The organism is Companilactobacillus bobalius (assembly GCF_009764355.1).
Map to the genome: position 1 here is coordinate 59,763 of NZ_LNUA01000009.1, position 17,247 is coordinate 77,009.

A 17,247-nucleotide genomic window follows, 5' to 3' on the forward strand; every position below is an offset into this window, starting at 1 on the left:
TAACTTATTTTTATTTAATTAACTTATTTTATTGACAATTTACAGAAAATGCATTAGATTGGACTAGACCAGATAAATAGAGATGGGAGATTTTTGAAGATGAATATAATTAAAGTTAAAGATACAGAAATGGGTGGCAAAGAAGCTTTTAAACTTATGAAGGCCGATATCGAAAACGGTGCTAAGGTTCTTGGTTTGGCAACTGGTAGTAGCCCAATTACACTTTACAATGAAATGACAAGCAGCGACCTTGATTTTTCTAACATGACTTCAGTTAACTTGGATGAATACGTTGGTTTGAAACCCGATAATGAACAAAGTTACCACTATTTCATGAAAGAACATCTATTTAACAAGAAACCTTTCAAGAACTCATACGTTCCTGATGGTTCAAATCCTGATGCCGAAGCTGCTACAAAAGCTTACGACAAGATCATCGAAGAAAATCCTATCGATCTTCAAATCTTAGGTATTGGTAGAAATGGTCACATTGGTTTTAACGAACCAGGTTCACCATTAGACGGTACAACTAGAAAAGTTGGTTTGACAGAATCAACAATCGAAGCTAACACACGTTTCTTCGAAGATGAAAAAGACGTTCCACGCTTTGCCTACTCAATGGGTATTGGCTCAATCATGAAAGCTAAGAAGATCATTCTTCTAGCTTATGGCGAAGCTAAGGCTGATGCTATTGCCGCTACCGTTGACGGTCCTGTTACAGAAGACTGCCCAGCAAGTGCTCTACAAAACCACCCAGATGTAACACTTATCATTGATGAAGCTGCTGCATCAAAGTTAAAATAATTGATTAATTTAACCGATAGTCCTAATTAATTTTAGGACTATTTTTTTATGAAAAATATTGGTTCCTCATTAATCCAGTAACTTAAAACGACATCCATTTAGAAAAGTAATGTAATACGCTTGTTCTAAATAGATGCCGTTTATTTTTATTTTAAAAGAGATTAATAAGTAGAATCGTTTACCAGTCTGGAGCAAAAATTAAAAATGCGGTCAGCTGTGAAATCATTGTTAGCGGCTCCGCCGGTTACAATGAGGCCGGTCTTGAAGATCCATTATTTTGCACGAAGTGCGGAATAATTAGCTTCAAGCCGCGCCCACAGCGTTCCACCAGCATTTTTGATTTTTGTGGAAGACGGAATTTTTAAGTTTATAAAGCAGCCTTAATTTCAGCTACAATTTGTTCTGGAGTTAATTTAAACTCATGCCATAATTCGGCAGTAGTTTCACGGTCATTGAAACGTTTAGCAGCTCCAAAGCTAAGAACATGCATGTCCGTATCACCATAGAAACGACTGACCTTTTCACCAAAGCCACCACTTAAACTAGCTTCTTCCAACGTAACAACCAATTGATGATCCTTTTCCAAATTACTCAAAGTTTCACCATCAAGTTCAGAAATATCACGAGGATCAATGACAGTTACATCAAGATCTTCTTTACTCAATTGTTGTTGCACTTCTTCAGCTAATGGTAACAAACTACCAAGTCCTAGAACCGCAACCTTCTTACCAGAATTCAAAACATTCATCTTGTGTGCATCGAAATTATTCAAAGCAGCAGAATGAACACCATTGCTTGGTACTCTGATAGCAACTGGACCTACATTTTGATGAAGAGCCCAGTGCATCATAGCGGTTAATTCTTCCTTAGTAGTTGGAGCTAAGTAAGTTAATCCAGGAATATTACTCAACATTGCAATATCAAAGATTCCTTGATGAGTTGGATCTCCCGCACTGATACTACCACCAGAAACCATGATTGTTACAGGTAGTTTGTTAATACCCAAATCATGAGATAATTGATCATATGCTCTTTGCAAAAATGTTCCTGAATGGAAAACGATTGGTTTCATGCCTTGTTGAGCTTGTCCAGCCGCAAAAGTAATTGACTCTTGTTCAGCAATACCGACATCAAAGTAACGGTCAGGATGTTTACGTCCAAATCTCTTCAAATCATAAGAACCTGGAATAGCAGCCGTAATTGCTGTGATTGGTGTCTTATCTTCAGTGATTTCTTTTTCTAATTCAGCATGTATAACGTCGTTATAAGTTTCACCTGTAACAGGGTGCAAAGTCTTACCAGTCTTTAAATCAAAAGGTACATGCCAGTGGAAAGCCTCTTTGTGGTCAATTGCTGGTTGATAACCATGACCCTTTTCTGTTTGGACATGTAACACGATTGGATGATCAATATCTTTAACAGCTTTGAAAGCATCCAACATTGATTGCATATCATTTCCATCAGCTACGTAACGGTAATCTAAGCCCATAGCCTTAAATAAGTTATGAGAACTTTGACCGTTAGTTTCACGTAGTTCTTTAAGACCTTCGTACATACCACCGTGATCTTCAGCGATGGCCATACCATTGTCATTAACTAGAATAATCAAGTTAGACTTCAAAGTAGCGGCAATGTTCAAACCTTCTAAAGCTAGACCACCTGAAAGTGAACCATCCCCAATAACAGCCATCACATTACCAGACTTACCTTGCAAATCACGAGCCGAAGCCATACCAGTTGCCAAAGCAATTGAAGTTGAAGTGTGTCCAATATTGAAGTAGTCATGAGGACTTTCTTCTGGAGCAGTATAACCACTAACATCTTCAAAATGTTTTGGATCAAGCCAAGCTTGTTTACGCCCTGTTAAAATCTTATGGGTGTAAGATTGGTGCGAAACATCCCAAACAACTTTATCAGTTGGTGAGTTAAATATTGTGTGAAAAGCAATCGTCAATTCAACGGCACCCAAGTTTGGACCAACGTGACCTCCAGTTTGACTAACTTTATTAAGCAATACTTGGCGGATTTCAGTTGCTAATTGTGTTAATTGAGCCAAATCCAATTTCTTCAAATCAGCTGGTTGATCAATTGTATTTAAAATTGATGTTTCCATATATTTGTTTCCTACTTTCCTCAATTTTTTTATCGATGTTTTCATACTACGACTTAAAGTAACCTTTAGGTCAAGAACATTTGTCAAAAAAATTTATTTATTTTTAAAATGATTAATCCCCATCACGAATTTTTGTTGACAAAGGATTAAAAAAACCAGTAACCTAATGAGGTTGTATTTTTAATAGGTGGTTAATATGAAAGAAAAATTATTTAAAAAAGCAGATTATAAAAAATTTGTGGCTGGTGATGCCCATTTTGAAAAGGTTCTAACTCGTGGCAATCTTATCTCAATGGGAATTGGCGCTATCATCGGTACAGGTATTTTCATCCTACCAGGAATCGTCGCTTCTGAAACAGCTGGCCCTGGTATCACAATTTCCTTTATTCTGTCAGCTATTGTCTGTGTTATGACGGCAATGTGTTTTGCGGAATTATCTTCAACTTTTCCGGTTGCTGGTAGTACATATTCATACGGAAGTATCATTTTTGGACAGTTTCCCGGTTGGTTAATTGGCTGGGCTCTATGCTTGGAATACGTTTTAGGTGTGTCAGCCGTATCTTCAGGCTTTTCAGCTTACTTCGTCAGTCTCTTCAAAGGATTAGGCATGGCTCTACCAAAAGCAGTTACAGGTCCATTTGAACCTTCTAACGGAACTTTCATTAATCTACCTGCTGTTATCGTTTTGGTCTTAATTTACTTATTACTTCGTCGTGGCGTTTTGGCCTCAGCTAGAATGAATACCGTAATGGTTTTTGTAAAAATTTCAGTTGTCCTAGCTTTCATTATTATCGGCCTATTCTATATCAAACCAGCTAATTATCATCCCTACTTCCCAATGGGTGGTATGGGTGTCGTCAAAGGGGCGGCTTTAGTCTTCTTTGCTTATCTAGGTTTTGACGTTATTCCGTCCTCGGCACCAGAAGTTAAAAATCCTCAAAAAAATATTCCTATAAGTATCATGAGTTCGTTAGCTGTCTGTGCAATTCTTTACGTTATTTTATCCGCCGTTTTAACTGGAATGGTCAGTTATAAAGATTTAAATGTTTCTGATCCCGTTGTCTTTGCTCTACAAAAAGTAGGCTTGAACAAAGTAACCTTTTTGATCAGTATCGGTGCCTTAGCCGGAATGTTTACTATGATGCTCAACACCGTTTACGGTGGTTCGCGTCTAATTTACGCCCTCGGACGTGATGGTATGATCCCTGAAGCATTTGGAAAAATTCATCCCAAAGCTAAGATGCCAATGCTTTCACTCAATGCCATTTCACTCCTAGCCATTCTTCTCGGTGGTTTCGTTTCCTTAAAAGAGCTAACTAGCTTGGTAAATATTGGAACACTGATTTCCTTTGTCTTCGTAGCCTTAGGAATTATTAAATTGAGACACCGCAGTGATGTACCAAAGAGTGAATTCAAAGTTCCTCTATATCCTTGGTTACCAATAATTTCTGCTATCTCATGTGTTATCTTAATGACTCAAGTTAGTATCAATTCTTGGATCACTTTCATCTTCTGGATCTTAATCGGTGTAGGAATTTACTTCGCTTACGGTTATAAAAAGAACGACTAAAAAATGCTATAAAACACGTTGATGTGTTTTATAGCATTTTTTATTCAGCAAAGTAAGGTTCAATAATTTCTAGTTTCTTATTATCCAAATCTAATTTAGCTTTTAACCCATATGGCAAAGCTGTTCTGGGATAAGCATGTCCAAAGTTAAAATTCGTCATCAACGGTGTCTTAGTATCCGCTGTCTCCTCTTTTAGAACTTGGCAGTATTCTTCATAGTGAACTTCATTCTGAGGTTTACCAGTGATAATAGCGGCAACTACTTGCAAGATTCCCTTGGCCTTCAAATTCTTCAACATCTTACGATATTCTTCTGGTGTCGGTTTTTCTTCACTAGTTTCCAAGAATAAAATTTTACCCTCAAACTCTTTGGCATCAGGAATCAAATGATATTTTTCATTAATTTTCGGTTCATCGTTATAACGTTTATCAGTAAGTAGGCTATTGAGACTATCTATACAGCCACCTAGTAACTTTCCTTCGACAATTCCTGATCCACGTTGAACTTGATATCCTTTAGTTTCAGAATGACTAACACGAGGTGTATTTAAGGCTGCTTCTGAAAAGTCAGTTCGTTCTTCATACCAGACAGGACTACTTGAAATTTCTGTAGTAGTTGGATTTTGAAAATAATGCTCCAAAGTCTTTTTCGTATATGGAAGTAATTCAGTATCTAACTCAGCTAAATCATTGATAACATTGGGACCGTAAAAAGTTGTTAATCCTAATTGATACAACATCAAATGATCCACCGTCGTATCTGAAAAACCGGTAAATAATTTAGGATGTTGTTGTACGTTTTTAACGAACTCTGGATCATCCAGTAAATAAGGTGCTAAACGATAGGTATCTTCTCCACCAATAGCACAGAAAATACCCTTAATTTGATCAGCAGCAAAGGCCTGTTTCAAGTCTTCGGCACGCTTTTCGGGATGATTTTTTATAAATTCTATTCCCTTCAAACTGTTAGGCATGAATTCTGGAATCAAGCCTAATTCTTCAATCCGTTTCTTGCCCTGATTCAATTCATGTTTGGCAAATTTCTCACCTAATACGCCTGCAGAAAGACTAACGACTGCGACGTGATCTCCCTTTTTCAATGCTTGTGGTTTAATCATTAAACGTTCCCCCTGACTTTTAACAAATACTTATTTTTCAAGAATAATACTCCTGCTACCAAAATAATAATAGGGGTAAGTGTAATTGGGAAAAATAGCATGATAAAAATTCCCGCAACAATTGGTGACAACAATTCACTCATAAGAGTCGTTGCTAAAACAGCTACTACTAGTAAAGTATCAAAGTTTGACAAGAGTGTTGCAGCTGCAAAACCAGCTGTCATCGTGGCAAAGGTGATTGGAAAAATATCTCCTCCACGCCAATTAAATGTTAAACACCAAACTAAGAAAATTAATTTTAATAGTGCCATCAAAAATAGATAGGTCGCCGATTGATTACTCCAAGCTCCAATCAACAAATGCAAACTATGTTGACCAGAGAATAATAGGTTGGGCTCTAAATATGAAATAGCGATGATTCCTAACGCTCCTAAAGCAATCCTCACGGCTAAATTCAAGTTTAACTGTTGAATAGTCTTTTCAAATAAATGATTTAATTTCTTCAAAATCATTCCGACAATGATTCCTACTATCATCAGAAGCGGCACAATCCACAATTCGCTTAACTGCCAATGTGAACGACCTAATTTCATAATAAAAGAAGGCTGATCAGTTTGTTTAATCAATAGAACGAATGCCAACAAACCGTTAATGGAGAAAACTATATAGAGTAATTTTTTCCATTTCAGAAGTTTTGGCGTCTTGGGAGCAATCTTCTCATCATATTTCTGACGATATTTGAAAGGATTTAAGAGACGTTTTATTGATGTTCCCAAAGATAATCGTTTTAGCTCATCATATTGAAAATAAAAATAACGTAAATTATCGGCTTGCCAAATTGACAGTGAAATAATAGCACTCAACAATGCTGCTTCAGGGCCGACGCCACTTCCAAAACTTAAAATGACTAGAGTTACCAACAAATTCAAAAAAACATCTTGATAATCAATCGTCTGATTTTGTTTCAACTCCTTCAACGAATCCTTCGAAGTCTTGGGAAGATTTGGCCAACGTTTTAACAAAAAGTACAGTATAAAACTGCCGGCAACGATTAAAACTGTTTGAAAAATATGACTATTACTAAGCCAAACAACTTTAGTTAAAAAGCCTTCAATAACTAAAAAGGCTGCTGCAATAAGGCCAATAATAGCACTCAATAATAATCCATAACTGACGAATAAAACTTTTTTGATAGCCACCACCTACTCTCGTAAATTAAGAAAATTATAGCATTGAAATTTGGATAAAAAAAAAGAGTCCTGCATGTCTGCAGGACCCTTTATGTGGTAAGGTGCGGTGATTTTCCAAACGCTTGCGCGCCAACCACGTACCCTTACCTCGGTTTGGCACCAAGATGTAGTATCGCACGTTCAAACATCCCCGTCAATCTAAATCGTAACGAAAGTTATTTTAAAGTATACTTGACAATTAATACCTCGCTATACATAATATGATGTTAAAGGAGGTATTACATGAACCCACAACTAAAAAAGGGATTATTAGATGTCTGCGTTCTTGCTAAACTCCGTAATTCCGAATCTTATGGTTATGCTATTATCCGTGATCTAGAGCCAATGATTGAAATATCCGAATCTACCTTGTACCCAATACTTAAACGTTTATTAGCAAAAGACGCTATTACCGTAACAAAACGAATACATAATAATCGAATTAGAAAATATTATAAAATAACAGCCATCGGTGAAGATGAAATAACTAAATTTCTTAATGACTGGCAGAATGTAGAAATAATTGTCGATTACATTCGGGGAGGAAATATCAATGACTAAAGAAGAGTTTTTAATTGAACTAAAAATCCGATTGAAGAAGTATGGAATCGCTAATAGTGACCAGTATATTAGTTACTACTCTGAATTTTTAGATGATCTAATGGAAGATGGTTACAGTGAAAAAGAAGCAATCAACAAAATCGGCTCCCCAAATAAGGTTATTCTATCAATTCTTTCAGACGAAAACGTTCAAATTCCCCAAGCCAAAAGTAAAGTTAAAAGTGCACTATTATTATTGGGAATTCCCGTATGGGGACCTATTATAGTTGCAGGATATATTATTCTATTAGCACTAGCATTCGCAGTAATGATTTGTGGTATAGCCCTTTCTCTTTCTGGAATCTGGCTGTTATTAGGAAGTCTAGTGGTTCTATTCAAAACTGGTATTTTAAATTTTCTATTTCAATTAGGAACCGCTTTTATTTTTGGGGGATTAGGTATAGTATTCTGGCAATTATTTTTATTCAGTTTTCAAAAAACTTATAGCCTAGTTAAGATAATGTTTCATAGTTTTACGAAAGAGAGACTTGATCATGAATATATTTAACTTCAATAAAAAACTTATGTTATTGGGTTTAGCTATTACATTTTTAGGAATAGTACTTTGTATAATAATTTTTGCTTGTTTGGGATTTGATATAAACCAAATACTTAAGAATTCCGGTAATATTTATTCTCCCATAAATTGGTCTTCCAAATGATAAGAATATTATCTACAAATATATTTTGTTCTCAAAAAAACGGCTGAAATCACAATGATTTCAGCCGTTTTTCATTTATTGTTTCACATGGAACATATTGTATAAAGACATATGTTCGCCACTATATATTGTGGTCAATTTAATTCATTATTTTTCAATAGTCTTGACCAAATCATAACAGAGTTTATGACTAAGAATAGCTGACTCTGGACTAACTGGATTTTCTCCATCATTAGTAACTGCATTGAGAAATGCTCTAGTAATTGGATCAAATCCTCTTGTCACCAAAGTATTCTCCCAATCAGGGCGTGAGGTTTGTGTCACTGCTCCAGTTTGATATGTTTGTAAGAGATTTAAGTTAGTAACCACCTGACGTGTTTTTGAACCTTGAACGGTGGTCATTTCTAAATTACTGCCGCCAACCATATTCGTAATAACTTGAACGTGACTCTTTGCCCCAGTCAAAGTGATATAACCTTGCTCCAAATTATCATCATCCGTAACTAAAAAGTTATCTACTTTTTGAATAGGCTCATCCATTAAATAAACTGCTGTATCGACTGAATGAATCATCAGATCAAAAATAGCAAATGCTGTTGGTTGTAACGCATTCTCACGAATCTTTTCTGAGACGATTGTTCGTTTATCAGCGATTTGTTTTAACTGCTGATCAAATGGTGCAAATCGACGATTAAAACCACAAGTTAACAATAGTTTCTTCTCTACGGCTAGTTGATAAAGTTCTTCTACTTCTGCTAAATTCTCTGAAACTGGTTTATCGACATAAACGTTAATACCAGCCGTCAATAGTTGTTTAATGATCTGATAATGAGTTTGTGTGGGCGTATGAACAAAGACTGCTAATGGTTTCTCAGCTATCAATTGATCCAAAGTTTGATGAAAGTGTTTGAAACCATACTTCTGTTCCAACATCTCTCCTTTAGCTTCATTTCTAGTTGTTAAATGCCATTCGTATTTATTTTGCAAAGTCGCCATAACTGGTAAATAAGCTTTTTGCGCAATATTACCCAGTCCAATAACACCAATTTTTTCCATATATCTAACCTCTTAATTTTGATTGAACAATTTCAAATGTTCTTTGAGGTACTTTCCAGTTAAACTAGCCGAATTATTTGCAACCGTTTTCGGTGTACCTGTTGCTACAATCTTACCACCATTGACTCCACCTTCGGGACCTAAATCATTGATGTAATCAGCATTGGATATAATATCCAAATCGTGTTCAATTACGATGATTGTGGCGTGACGTTTCAACAGTTTATTAAAGACATCTAACAATACTCCAACATCCTTAGGATGCAAGCCAACACTAGGTTCATCGAAGATAAAGAGTTGATTCTTTTGACTACGCTTCATATAAGTAACTAACTTCATTCTTTGAGCTTCCCCACCGGACAAAGTTGGTGTACTCTCACCTAATTTAAGATAGCTTAATCCAATATTGATCAAAACATCTAGTGTATTTTTGATTTGAGGAACATCTTGAAAAAATTCATCAGCCTGTTTAACTGACATATCTAAGATCTCAGCAATATTCTTACCGTGCCACATAATATCAAGAATCTCTTTTTTATAACGATTTCCGTGGCAGACAGGACAAGTTTGGACCATATCAGGTAAGTACTGAATATCCAAAGTAATTACACCAGTACCACCACAATTTGGACAAGCACCTTGCTTATTGTTGTATGAGAAATAAGTTGGCGTAAATTTCTTGGCTTTAGCCTCTGGTGTTTGTGCAAAGATTTTTCTTAAATGATCCAAAATTTTAGTGTAAGTTCCAACCGTCGAACGAACATTTTTACCAATTGGAACTGAATCGACTTTAACAATATTTTTAATATCAGCGTTATCAACTGATTTGACAAATTTAGGTAGTTTTTCACTATCAATCTTGGCTTGTAATGCTGGTAATAGACTTTCAAAAATTAAGGTCGTTTTACCAGAACCTGACATCCCTGAAACGATATTAAGTGATTCTTTGCTAAATTTAGCTGTCATATCGTGAATGTTATAACGGTCTCCAATTTGAATACTGATAGTTCCCTTTTTAAAGGCCTCTGTTGGTTGATGTTTGATAATATCGGCTTTACCTGTTAAATAAGGTTGGATCACAGAATCAGGATGATGCTCAATTTCCTCGACTGTCCCTTGTGTAATGACACGACCACCATCTGCACCAGAATCAGGACCAATTTCAATTACATAATCGGCAGCCGCAATAATACTCGTGTCATGATCTACGACAATCAAAGAATTCCCTAATCTGACTAATTCACGTAAGATTTTAATCAAACCATCCACGTTAGCAGCATGTAATCCGACACTAGGTTCATCTAAAACATACAAAACTCCAGTCATCTGATTTCTGATTGTCCGAGCTAATTGAATTCTCTGAAGTTCACCAGTTGACAAAGTATTACCAGCACGAGAAATGGATAAATAGTTAAGGCCCAAATCGACGATGGGTGATAGCAAATCTAATAATTCATTAGTCAAATTTTTGCCTAAGGATTTCATATCATCAGGCAACCAGTCCATAATTTTTTGACAAAAATCTTGAAGTTGGGAAATCGTAAATTGGGAAACTTCAGCGATATTCTTGTCGACTAATTCATTGGTGAATAACTTAGGATTAAAACGACTACCATGACAATCTGGGCAAGTTTTTTCAGTATAAAATCTTTCCAAACGTGTCAAAGTATTCTCGTTCTTAGTACTCTTCAAACTATTCTTAACGGCAGTTATCGCATTCTCATAGAGGGCATTCAGTCTAAATGAACGTCCTGTCTTAGTAGGAACCAAAATCTCTTTCTTTTGTTCCTTACCATTAATAACGATATCCTTTTCCTTTGCTGATAAGTCTTTGAATGGGACATCGGTTCTAACGCCTAATTCTTTAATAATATCTTTTTGTAAAGTTCTTCCAGGCAAATTCCAAGACCTTACAGCACCTTCATCAATACTTAGGGATTGATCCGGAATAATCTTGTCTAATTCAATTTCCTTTAAGAAACCTGTACCCTGGCAAGTAGGACAAGCACCATCAGAATTGAAGGCAAAGTCCTCAGCACTAAAAGCCATAAATTTAGCCTGACAAACAGGGCAAGTCATCATCCCCATAGCTTCATCACTAGTTGGTAGATCCATAGCTTCTGAAATTTTCAAAGTTGGATCTAACCGATGACCATTAGGGCAAACTACTGAAGCTAGTCTTGAGAACATCAATCTTAAAATATTCAAACTCTCAGTCATTGTTCCAACGGTTGAACGAACACTAGGTACAACAGGACGTTGTCTTAAAGCAATCGTTGAAGGTAAATTCTTGATGTTCTTAACGTCAGAACGGCCCATTTGTGTGATTCTTCTTCTTGTGTAAGTCGACAAAGCATTTAGATACTTTCTAGCTCCTTCTGCATAAATCGTATCCATAGCTAAAGAAGATTTTCCTGAACCCGAGACTCCGGTAATCGCCACAAAAGAATTCAAGGGAATATCTACATCGATATTCTTAAGATTATTGGCGTTGGCACCAATGACCTCAATATTATCTGGAATATAATTTTTATGTCTAATTGTCATAACTTTCTCCCTCTAATTAACAGGTAGATTATAACATTGCCGTTTGTTATTTCTTAACATAACGATGAAGTTAAATTCTGACACCTGTTTATCAAATGATAAACGGCGGCGGAATGTCGTATTTTCTTTCTATTCTAAACAAAGAAGGACCATGTCGCTTGCGACATGGTCCTTCCGATTTTTCATACATTATATTTTAAAAAAGTAGCGTTATAACGATTGGCTAGTTTACCTCGGGCAACTTAGCAATTTTACCCTGTTCAATATAGACACTCAAAATACCAATATCAGCCGGATTTACACCACTGATACGACTTGCTTGAGCAATTGTTTCAGGATTGATCTTACTTAATTTTTGAACGGCTTCAGTAGCTAAACTATCAACCTTTGTATAATCAATACGAGCAGGAATTTTCTTTGATTCCATCTTTTTCAAACGATCAATTTGAAGTTGTTCCTTCTTAATATAACCAGCATACTTCGTAGCAATTTCAACTTGTTCAGCAACCCGATTATCAACTGGAAAATCAGCTGCACCGACCATATCAATAATATCTTGATAGTGAACTTCTGGTCTTCTCAAGAAATGATCAGCTAACACACCATCTTTCAAAGGCTTTAAGTCATGTGCTTTTAAGAATGGTAAAGCTTGCTTAGGGGTAATCATCTTACGTGAAAGACGATCTAACTCCATCTTAATGGTCTGACGTTTCTCTTTGAAGGCGTTATAACGGTCATCGTTAATCAATCCAAGGGCATAGCCTTTGTCAGTTAAACGAAGATCAGCATTATCGTGACGTAAAATCAAACGATATTCTGCACGGCTAGTTAATAGACGATATGGTTCATTAGTTCCCTTAGTTACAAGGTCATCAATCAAAACACCGATATAAGCTTCGTTACGATGTAAGATAAATGGATCTTTACCTTGGGCACGTAGAGCAGCATTGATACCAGCCATAATTCCTTGTCCAGCAGCCTCTTCATAACCTGATGTTCCATTCATCTGTCCGGCAGTAAAGAGGTTCTTTACAACTTTTGTTTCAAGATTTAACTTCAATTGCCATGGTTCGATAACATCGTATTCAATGGCATATCCAGGACGCATCAACTTAGCATTTTGAAGTCCAGCGACTGAATGAAGCATCTTCAATTGAATTTCCTCAGGCATAGAAGTTGAGAAATCTCCAACATAATACTCTTGAGTATCCTTACCTTCTGGCTCTAGGAAGATCTGGTGTCTTGGCTTATCAGCGAAACGAACAATCTTATCTTCGATTGATGGGCAATATCTAGGACCAACACCCTTGATAACACCAGAGAACATTGGTGCACGGTTAAGGTTCTCACGAATAATCTTATGTGTATCAGCGTTAGTATAAGTCATCCAACATGAAATTTGGTGTTGAAGATAACTTGAATCAGGTGTTTCAAATGAGAAGTGATTAGGTTCTTTATCACCTGGTTGTTCGATGGTTTGGTCAAAATCAATTGTGTCCTTATTAACACGAGGAGGTGTACCTGTCTTAAATCTTGTTAGCTTGAAGCCATGCTTCTCAAGATCTTCAGATAACTTGATTGAAGGAATACTGTTATTAGGACCAGATGAATATGTCAATTCACCAATGATGATCTTACCTCTGGATGATGTACCTGCTGTTAAGACAACAGATTTAGCGTGATATTTAGCTCCAGTAGCTGTAACGATACCTTTGCAGACACCATCTTCAACGATCAATTTTTCAGCAATACCTTGGCGGAGTGTTAAATTAGGTTCCTTTTCCAAAGTATTCTTCATTTCACGATGATACATATTCTTATCGGCTTGGGCACGGAGTGCTCTAACAGCGGGTCCCTTACCAGTGTTAAGCATTCTCATTTGGATATAAGTCTTATCGATGTTGCGGCCCATTTCGCCACCTAAAGCATCAATTTCACGGACAACGATTCCCTTAGCTGGTCCACCAACTGAGGGGTTACATGGCATGAAGGCTACCATATCCAAATTGATTGTAATTAATAATGTCTTTTCGCCCATTCGAGCGGCAGCCAAAGCAGCTTCTGAACCCGCATGGCCGGCACCTACAACGATAACGTCATAAGTTTCTGAATCAAATTCTTTAACTTCCATTTTTCCACCTATTAACTTAAATTAACTATTTTCCTAAACAGAATTGTGAGAACAATTGTGTAATTAACTCATCTGGATAACTTTCACCGGTAATTTCGCCGAGAGTGTTCCAGCAAGCCGTCATATCGATTTGTACAAGGTCAATAGGCATTCCAGCCTCAATCCCTGAAATAACGTCATTAAGACTGTTTTTAGCCTTACGAAGCAATCCTGCTTGTCTAGCACTAGTAATAATGACATTACTACTATTATCTTCAATTCCTGAATTAAAGATTTTACCGATGGTTTGTTTAATTGTTTCAATACCATCATTTTTAATAGCTGAAGTTTGTAGAATAATATCATCATCCTTCAACTGAACTACTGAATTAGGCGTTATAACGGGCATCAAATCATTCTTGTTAAAAATAACGATTCGTTTCTTGTCCGTTGTAGCATTTAACAGTTCAATATCGTCTTCTTCTAGTTCTCGACTAGAATCCAAAACTAAGATTACCAAGTCAGCACTCTTTAAAGCACTCTTAGAACGTTCAACACCGATCTTCTCAACTTTGTCTTCAGTATCACGAATTCCGGCTGTATCGATCAATTTAAGCGGTACGCCGTCAATATTGACATATTGTTCAACCACATCACGTGTCGTTCCAGCAACATCAGTTACGATAGCCTTATCTTCGTCCAAAAGACGATTCAAAAGACTAGATTTACCAACATTAGGTTTTCCGACAATAGCGGTAGCTAAACCATGTTGTAAAATTTCACCACTATCAGCTGTCTTTAACAGTTGATCAATACTTGAACTTACAGTACGAGCTTTTTCCAACAACAATTTAGTTGTCATTTGATCCGTATCGTACTCTGGATAATCGATATTAACTTCAACTTGAGCTAAAGAATCCAAAATTTCTTGACGTAAGTTAGCGATCAAGTGATGTAAATTTCCATCCAACTGATTGACAGCTACTTGCATAGCTTTGTCAGTTTTCGCACGAATTAAATCCATCACGGATTCGGCTTGTGTCAAATCAATTCGGCCATTTAAAAAGGCTCGTTTTGTAAATTCACCAGGTTCGGCCATTCTGGCACCGGAACCAATTAAAAGTTGAAGTACTTTATTTGTAGCAACTATACCCCCATGGGTATTTATTTCTACTACATCTTCACATGTAAAAGTCTTAGGGGCACGCATAACAGAGACCATTACTTCGTCAACCAATGAACCATCGGCTGGATCAATAATATGACCATAATTAATGGTATGACTTGCAACTTTAGCAAGATCACGTCCCTTAAATAATTTCTTAGCGACTGAAATAGCCTGATCTCCTGACAAACGAACGATGGAGATGGCACCTTCCCCAGGAGGTGTTGAAATGGCTGCGATTGTGTCGTATTCAGTTACTGCACTTGGCATAAAATAGCTCCCTTCTCTATTTTTGAGCATAAAAAAAGTGCATAATCCGCCTGTTCTGACGGAAAAGCACCTTGACTACTTTTCTATATTCGATATTGAAATTTCTAAAACATCTTAACGACATTTTCAGAGATTGTCAATTATTTACGATTCTTATATACACGTTTCTTAGCTTTTCTAAGACGACGTTGTTTATCACGTTCTGCTTCCTCAGCCTGTTTTTGTTCACGACGATACTTGAACGGATTTTGGAAAGCCAATGTCTGAAGAACTTGGAACGCATTAGTTACAACCCAATAAATTGTAATAGCTGATGGGAATGTTAATGCGGGAACGAAGATAAAGATTGGCATGACGTAAGTCATAATCTTCGTTGTCGCATTTTGTTGTGGTTGTGAATAGCTGGAAATGTATGTACTTAAGAAAGTAAATACACCAGCTAAGATAGCCATGATGTAATATGGATCAGCTTTTCCAAGTTGCATCCATAAGAAAGTACCATCACGTAATTGTGTTGTCTTGTAAATAGCTTGATACAAGGCGAACATAACTGGCAATTGAATTACCAATGGCAAACAACCAGCCACAGGATTAACTCCTGCTTCACTATATAGCTTTTGTGTTTCTTCCCTCAATTTTTGTTGAGTCTCAACGTCTTTTGATGAATATTTATCCTGAAGAGCCTTCATTTGAGGCTGAATCTTCATTTGCTTATTCATACTTCTGATTTGAAGCCAGTTAAGTGGCAATAGAATAACACGCACAATAACTGTGAAAAGAACGATAGCCCAACCATAACTATTACCAACGATTGATGCTAACCAAAGAATGAATTGCGAGAAACTATACAAGATATAGTGATCCCAGAATCCAGTACTATGGCTTGTGATTGGTTCATTTAGGTTAGAACAACCAGCCAAAACCAATACAACACTAAGTAATAGTGCAATACCTATGTACTTCTTTAAGCTTTTTTTATTCACTTTTACACCCATTATTTTTTATTTATTAAAATTTAATATCCTACTGTAATATTTTACCCAATTTTAATAAATGCACAATATTCTTTTTTGTTTCAAACATGTCCAAATCTATAGCTGGTTTTCTTGCAATAATCAAGAAATCTAATTCTGCAGGAAGTTCTGGTTTCAATTCCAAAAGTGATTGACGAACGTATCTTTTAATACGATTACGACCAACCGCAGTATGTGAAACCTTTTTTCCTACAGATAATCCAACACGAAAATGTTTTTGGTCCTTTTTCGCAATCTTATATAGTACAAAGTTGCGATTAGCGACTGAATATCCATTTGAATAGACATATTGAAACTCATTTTCTTTTTTTATTCGATAGCTTTTTCTCATATGTCACCAGACTACTCTCGTTTTGTAATAAAAAAAGACCACCAAATTGTTTAGTGATCCTTCAAAACTAAGCTGATAATACTTTGCGACCCTTTTTACGGCGTCTTGCTAGAACTTTGCGACCATTACTTGTACTCATTCTCTTCATGAAACCATGGACGCGTTCACGGTGACGCTTCTTTGGTTGATATGTTCTCTTTGTAGTCATCAGTAAACCTCCTGACTCTTATATTAAAAATTTTTTAAATAACACTTCTTCAGACAATTGCTTAACTATAATATCATGTTCTAGCTTGAATTTAAACAGCTAATTTCCTATTAATGTAATTCTTTATCAAAAAGTTTTTCGCATTTTTGACTGTGGATAATTTATTTAAAGATTTGATAACTTATTTTTTCCACAGCTCCTTAAACAGGGTTTTCCAACTGTTAACTTTGTTGTGTTTTAGTTTTCCACAGAATTTGTGGAATTCTTGTTTTTTGTTTGTAACACCTGCAAATCAAGACTTTCCCAGTCTTATAATTGTGGATAACTATGTTAACAACTGAAATCAGTTTCCATTTTCCACAAAGCTGTGGATTAATAAATTACCTGTTGTTATTTCTTCATAATTTAAACAAGTGTTCTGTGGAAAACTT

The 17,247-nt window shown here is 36.2% G+C and carries 14 protein-coding genes; 4 read left to right on the top strand and 10 right to left on the bottom strand.

Annotated features, from left to right (window positions below):
- Positions 1 to 99 precede the first annotated feature (99 nt).
- The gene (locus ATN92_RS01315; protein WP_056955124.1) at positions 100 to 804 is read left to right on the top strand and encodes a glucosamine-6-phosphate deaminase; all 705 of its coding nucleotides are present in this window, start codon (positions 100 to 102) and stop codon (positions 802 to 804) included.
- 367 nt (positions 805 to 1,171) lie between these two features.
- Here the strand turns inward: ATN92_RS01315 and ATN92_RS01320 are convergent, their stop codons facing one another.
- Positions 1,172 to 2,917, bottom strand: coding sequence for a 1-deoxy-D-xylulose-5-phosphate synthase (locus ATN92_RS01320; RefSeq protein ID WP_056955126.1), 1,746 nt, complete (start codon positions 2,915 to 2,917; stop codon positions 1,172 to 1,174).
- Positions 2,918 to 3,113: 196 nt separating this feature from the next.
- Between ATN92_RS01320 and ATN92_RS01325 the strand changes: the two genes are divergently transcribed.
- Positions 3,114 to 4,487 (top strand): amino acid permease, encoded by a 1,374-nt coding sequence (locus ATN92_RS01325; RefSeq protein WP_056955129.1) that lies wholly within the window; start codon positions 3,114 to 3,116, stop codon positions 4,485 to 4,487.
- 40 nt (positions 4,488 to 4,527) lie between these two features.
- Here ATN92_RS01325 and ATN92_RS01330 read toward each other — a convergent pair whose 3' ends face one another.
- Together ATN92_RS01330 and ATN92_RS01335 are read right to left on the bottom strand one after the other, a co-directional pair.
- Complete coding sequence (locus tag ATN92_RS01330; RefSeq protein WP_056955131.1) at positions 4,528 to 5,604, bottom strand: S66 family peptidase; 1,077 nt, start codon at positions 5,602 to 5,604, stop codon at positions 4,528 to 4,530.
- Positions 5,604 to 6,803, bottom strand: coding sequence for a chloride channel protein (locus ATN92_RS01335; protein ID WP_056955133.1), 1,200 nt, complete (start codon positions 6,801 to 6,803; stop codon positions 5,604 to 5,606). The genes ATN92_RS01330 and ATN92_RS01335 overlap by 1 nt, the downstream gene beginning before the upstream one ends.
- 273 nt (positions 6,804 to 7,076) lie before the next feature.
- On the opposite strand from ATN92_RS01335, the gene ATN92_RS01340 reads away from it, so the two are divergent.
- Both ATN92_RS01340 and ATN92_RS01345 read left to right on the top strand, forming a co-directional pair.
- Complete coding sequence (locus ATN92_RS01340) at positions 7,077 to 7,394, top strand: PadR family transcriptional regulator (RefSeq protein ID WP_056955134.1); 318 nt, start codon at positions 7,077 to 7,079, stop codon at positions 7,392 to 7,394.
- Complete coding sequence (locus ATN92_RS01345) at positions 7,387 to 7,941, top strand: DUF1700 domain-containing protein (RefSeq protein WP_056955136.1); 555 nt, start codon at positions 7,387 to 7,389, stop codon at positions 7,939 to 7,941. Before ATN92_RS01340 ends, ATN92_RS01345 begins: the two co-directional genes overlap by 8 nt.
- Before the next feature lie 301 nt (positions 7,942 to 8,242).
- On the opposite strand, the gene ATN92_RS01350 is transcribed toward ATN92_RS01345, so the two are convergent.
- The 7 genes from ATN92_RS01350 to rpmH form a co-directional block, all read right to left on the bottom strand.
- Positions 8,243 to 9,151, bottom strand: coding sequence for a Gfo/Idh/MocA family protein (locus ATN92_RS01350; protein ID WP_056955138.1), 909 nt, complete (start codon positions 9,149 to 9,151; stop codon positions 8,243 to 8,245).
- A 12-nt stretch (positions 9,152 to 9,163) separates the two neighbouring features.
- Positions 9,164 to 11,698: an excinuclease ABC subunit UvrA gene (locus tag ATN92_RS01355; RefSeq protein ID WP_056955139.1), complete on the bottom strand. Its 2,535-nt coding sequence runs from the start codon at positions 11,696 to 11,698 to the stop codon at positions 9,164 to 9,166.
- A 223-nt stretch (positions 11,699 to 11,921) separates the two neighbouring features.
- A complete protein-coding gene (gene mnmG, locus ATN92_RS01360; RefSeq protein ID WP_056955141.1) occupies positions 11,922 to 13,829 on the bottom strand; it encodes a tRNA uridine-5-carboxymethylaminomethyl(34) synthesis enzyme MnmG in 1,908 nt (635 codons plus the stop codon).
- Positions 13,830 to 13,854: 25 nt separating this feature from the next.
- Positions 13,855 to 15,243, bottom strand: a complete 1,389-nt coding sequence (gene mnmE, locus ATN92_RS01365) for a tRNA uridine-5-carboxymethylaminomethyl(34) synthesis GTPase MnmE (RefSeq protein ID WP_056955144.1) — start codon at positions 15,241 to 15,243, stop codon at positions 13,855 to 13,857.
- Positions 15,244 to 15,383: 140 nt separating this feature from the next.
- Positions 15,384 to 16,238, bottom strand: coding sequence for a membrane protein insertase YidC (gene yidC, locus ATN92_RS01370; protein WP_056955146.1), 855 nt, complete (start codon positions 16,236 to 16,238; stop codon positions 15,384 to 15,386).
- Between the two features lie 28 nt (positions 16,239 to 16,266).
- Positions 16,267 to 16,608: a ribonuclease P protein component gene (rnpA, locus tag ATN92_RS01375; protein ID WP_025085420.1), complete on the bottom strand. Its 342-nt coding sequence runs from the start codon at positions 16,606 to 16,608 to the stop codon at positions 16,267 to 16,269.
- 67 nt (positions 16,609 to 16,675) lie between these two features.
- Entirely contained in the window at positions 16,676 to 16,816 is a 141-nt protein-coding gene (gene rpmH / locus ATN92_RS01380; protein WP_025085419.1) for a 50S ribosomal protein L34, read from the bottom strand.
- Between the last annotated feature and the right edge of the window lie 431 nt (positions 16,817 to 17,247).

Bases quoted from the DNA above. Each gene is read 5' to 3' on its own strand.
- rnpA (WP_025085420.1), bottom strand. From the start codon at position 16,608: ATGAGAAAAAGCTATCGAATAAAAAAAGAAAATGAGTTTCAATATGTC.
- ATN92_RS01355 (WP_056955139.1), bottom strand. From the start codon at position 11,698: ATGACAATTAGACATAAAAATTATATTCCAGATAATATTGAGGTCATT.
- ATN92_RS01330 (WP_056955131.1), bottom strand. From the start codon at position 5,604: ATGATTAAACCACAAGCATTGAAAAAGGGAGATCACGTCGCAGTCGTT.
- ATN92_RS01315 (WP_056955124.1), top strand. From the start codon at position 100: ATGAATATAATTAAAGTTAAAGATACAGAAATGGGTGGCAAAGAAGCT.
- ATN92_RS01350 (WP_056955138.1), bottom strand. From the start codon at position 9,151: ATGGAAAAAATTGGTGTTATTGGACTGGGTAATATTGCGCAAAAAGCT.
- mnmG (WP_056955141.1), bottom strand. From the start codon at position 13,829: ATGGAAGTTAAAGAATTTGATTCAGAAACTTATGACGTTATCGTTGTA.
- ATN92_RS01325 (WP_056955129.1), top strand. From the start codon at position 3,114: ATGAAAGAAAAATTATTTAAAAAAGCAGATTATAAAAAATTTGTGGCT.
- mnmE (WP_056955144.1), bottom strand. From the start codon at position 15,243: ATGCCAAGTGCAGTAACTGAATACGACACAATCGCAGCCATTTCAACA.
- rpmH (WP_025085419.1), bottom strand. From the start codon at position 16,816: ATGACTACAAAGAGAACATATCAACCAAAGAAGCGTCACCGTGAACGC.
- ATN92_RS01340 (WP_056955134.1), top strand. From the start codon at position 7,077: ATGAACCCACAACTAAAAAAGGGATTATTAGATGTCTGCGTTCTTGCT.
- ATN92_RS01320 (WP_056955126.1), bottom strand. From the start codon at position 2,917: ATGGAAACATCAATTTTAAATACAATTGATCAACCAGCTGATTTGAAG.
- yidC (WP_056955146.1), bottom strand. From the start codon at position 16,238: ATGGGTGTAAAAGTGAATAAAAAAAGCTTAAAGAAGTACATAGGTATT.
- ATN92_RS01345 (WP_056955136.1), top strand. From the start codon at position 7,387: ATGACTAAAGAAGAGTTTTTAATTGAACTAAAAATCCGATTGAAGAAG.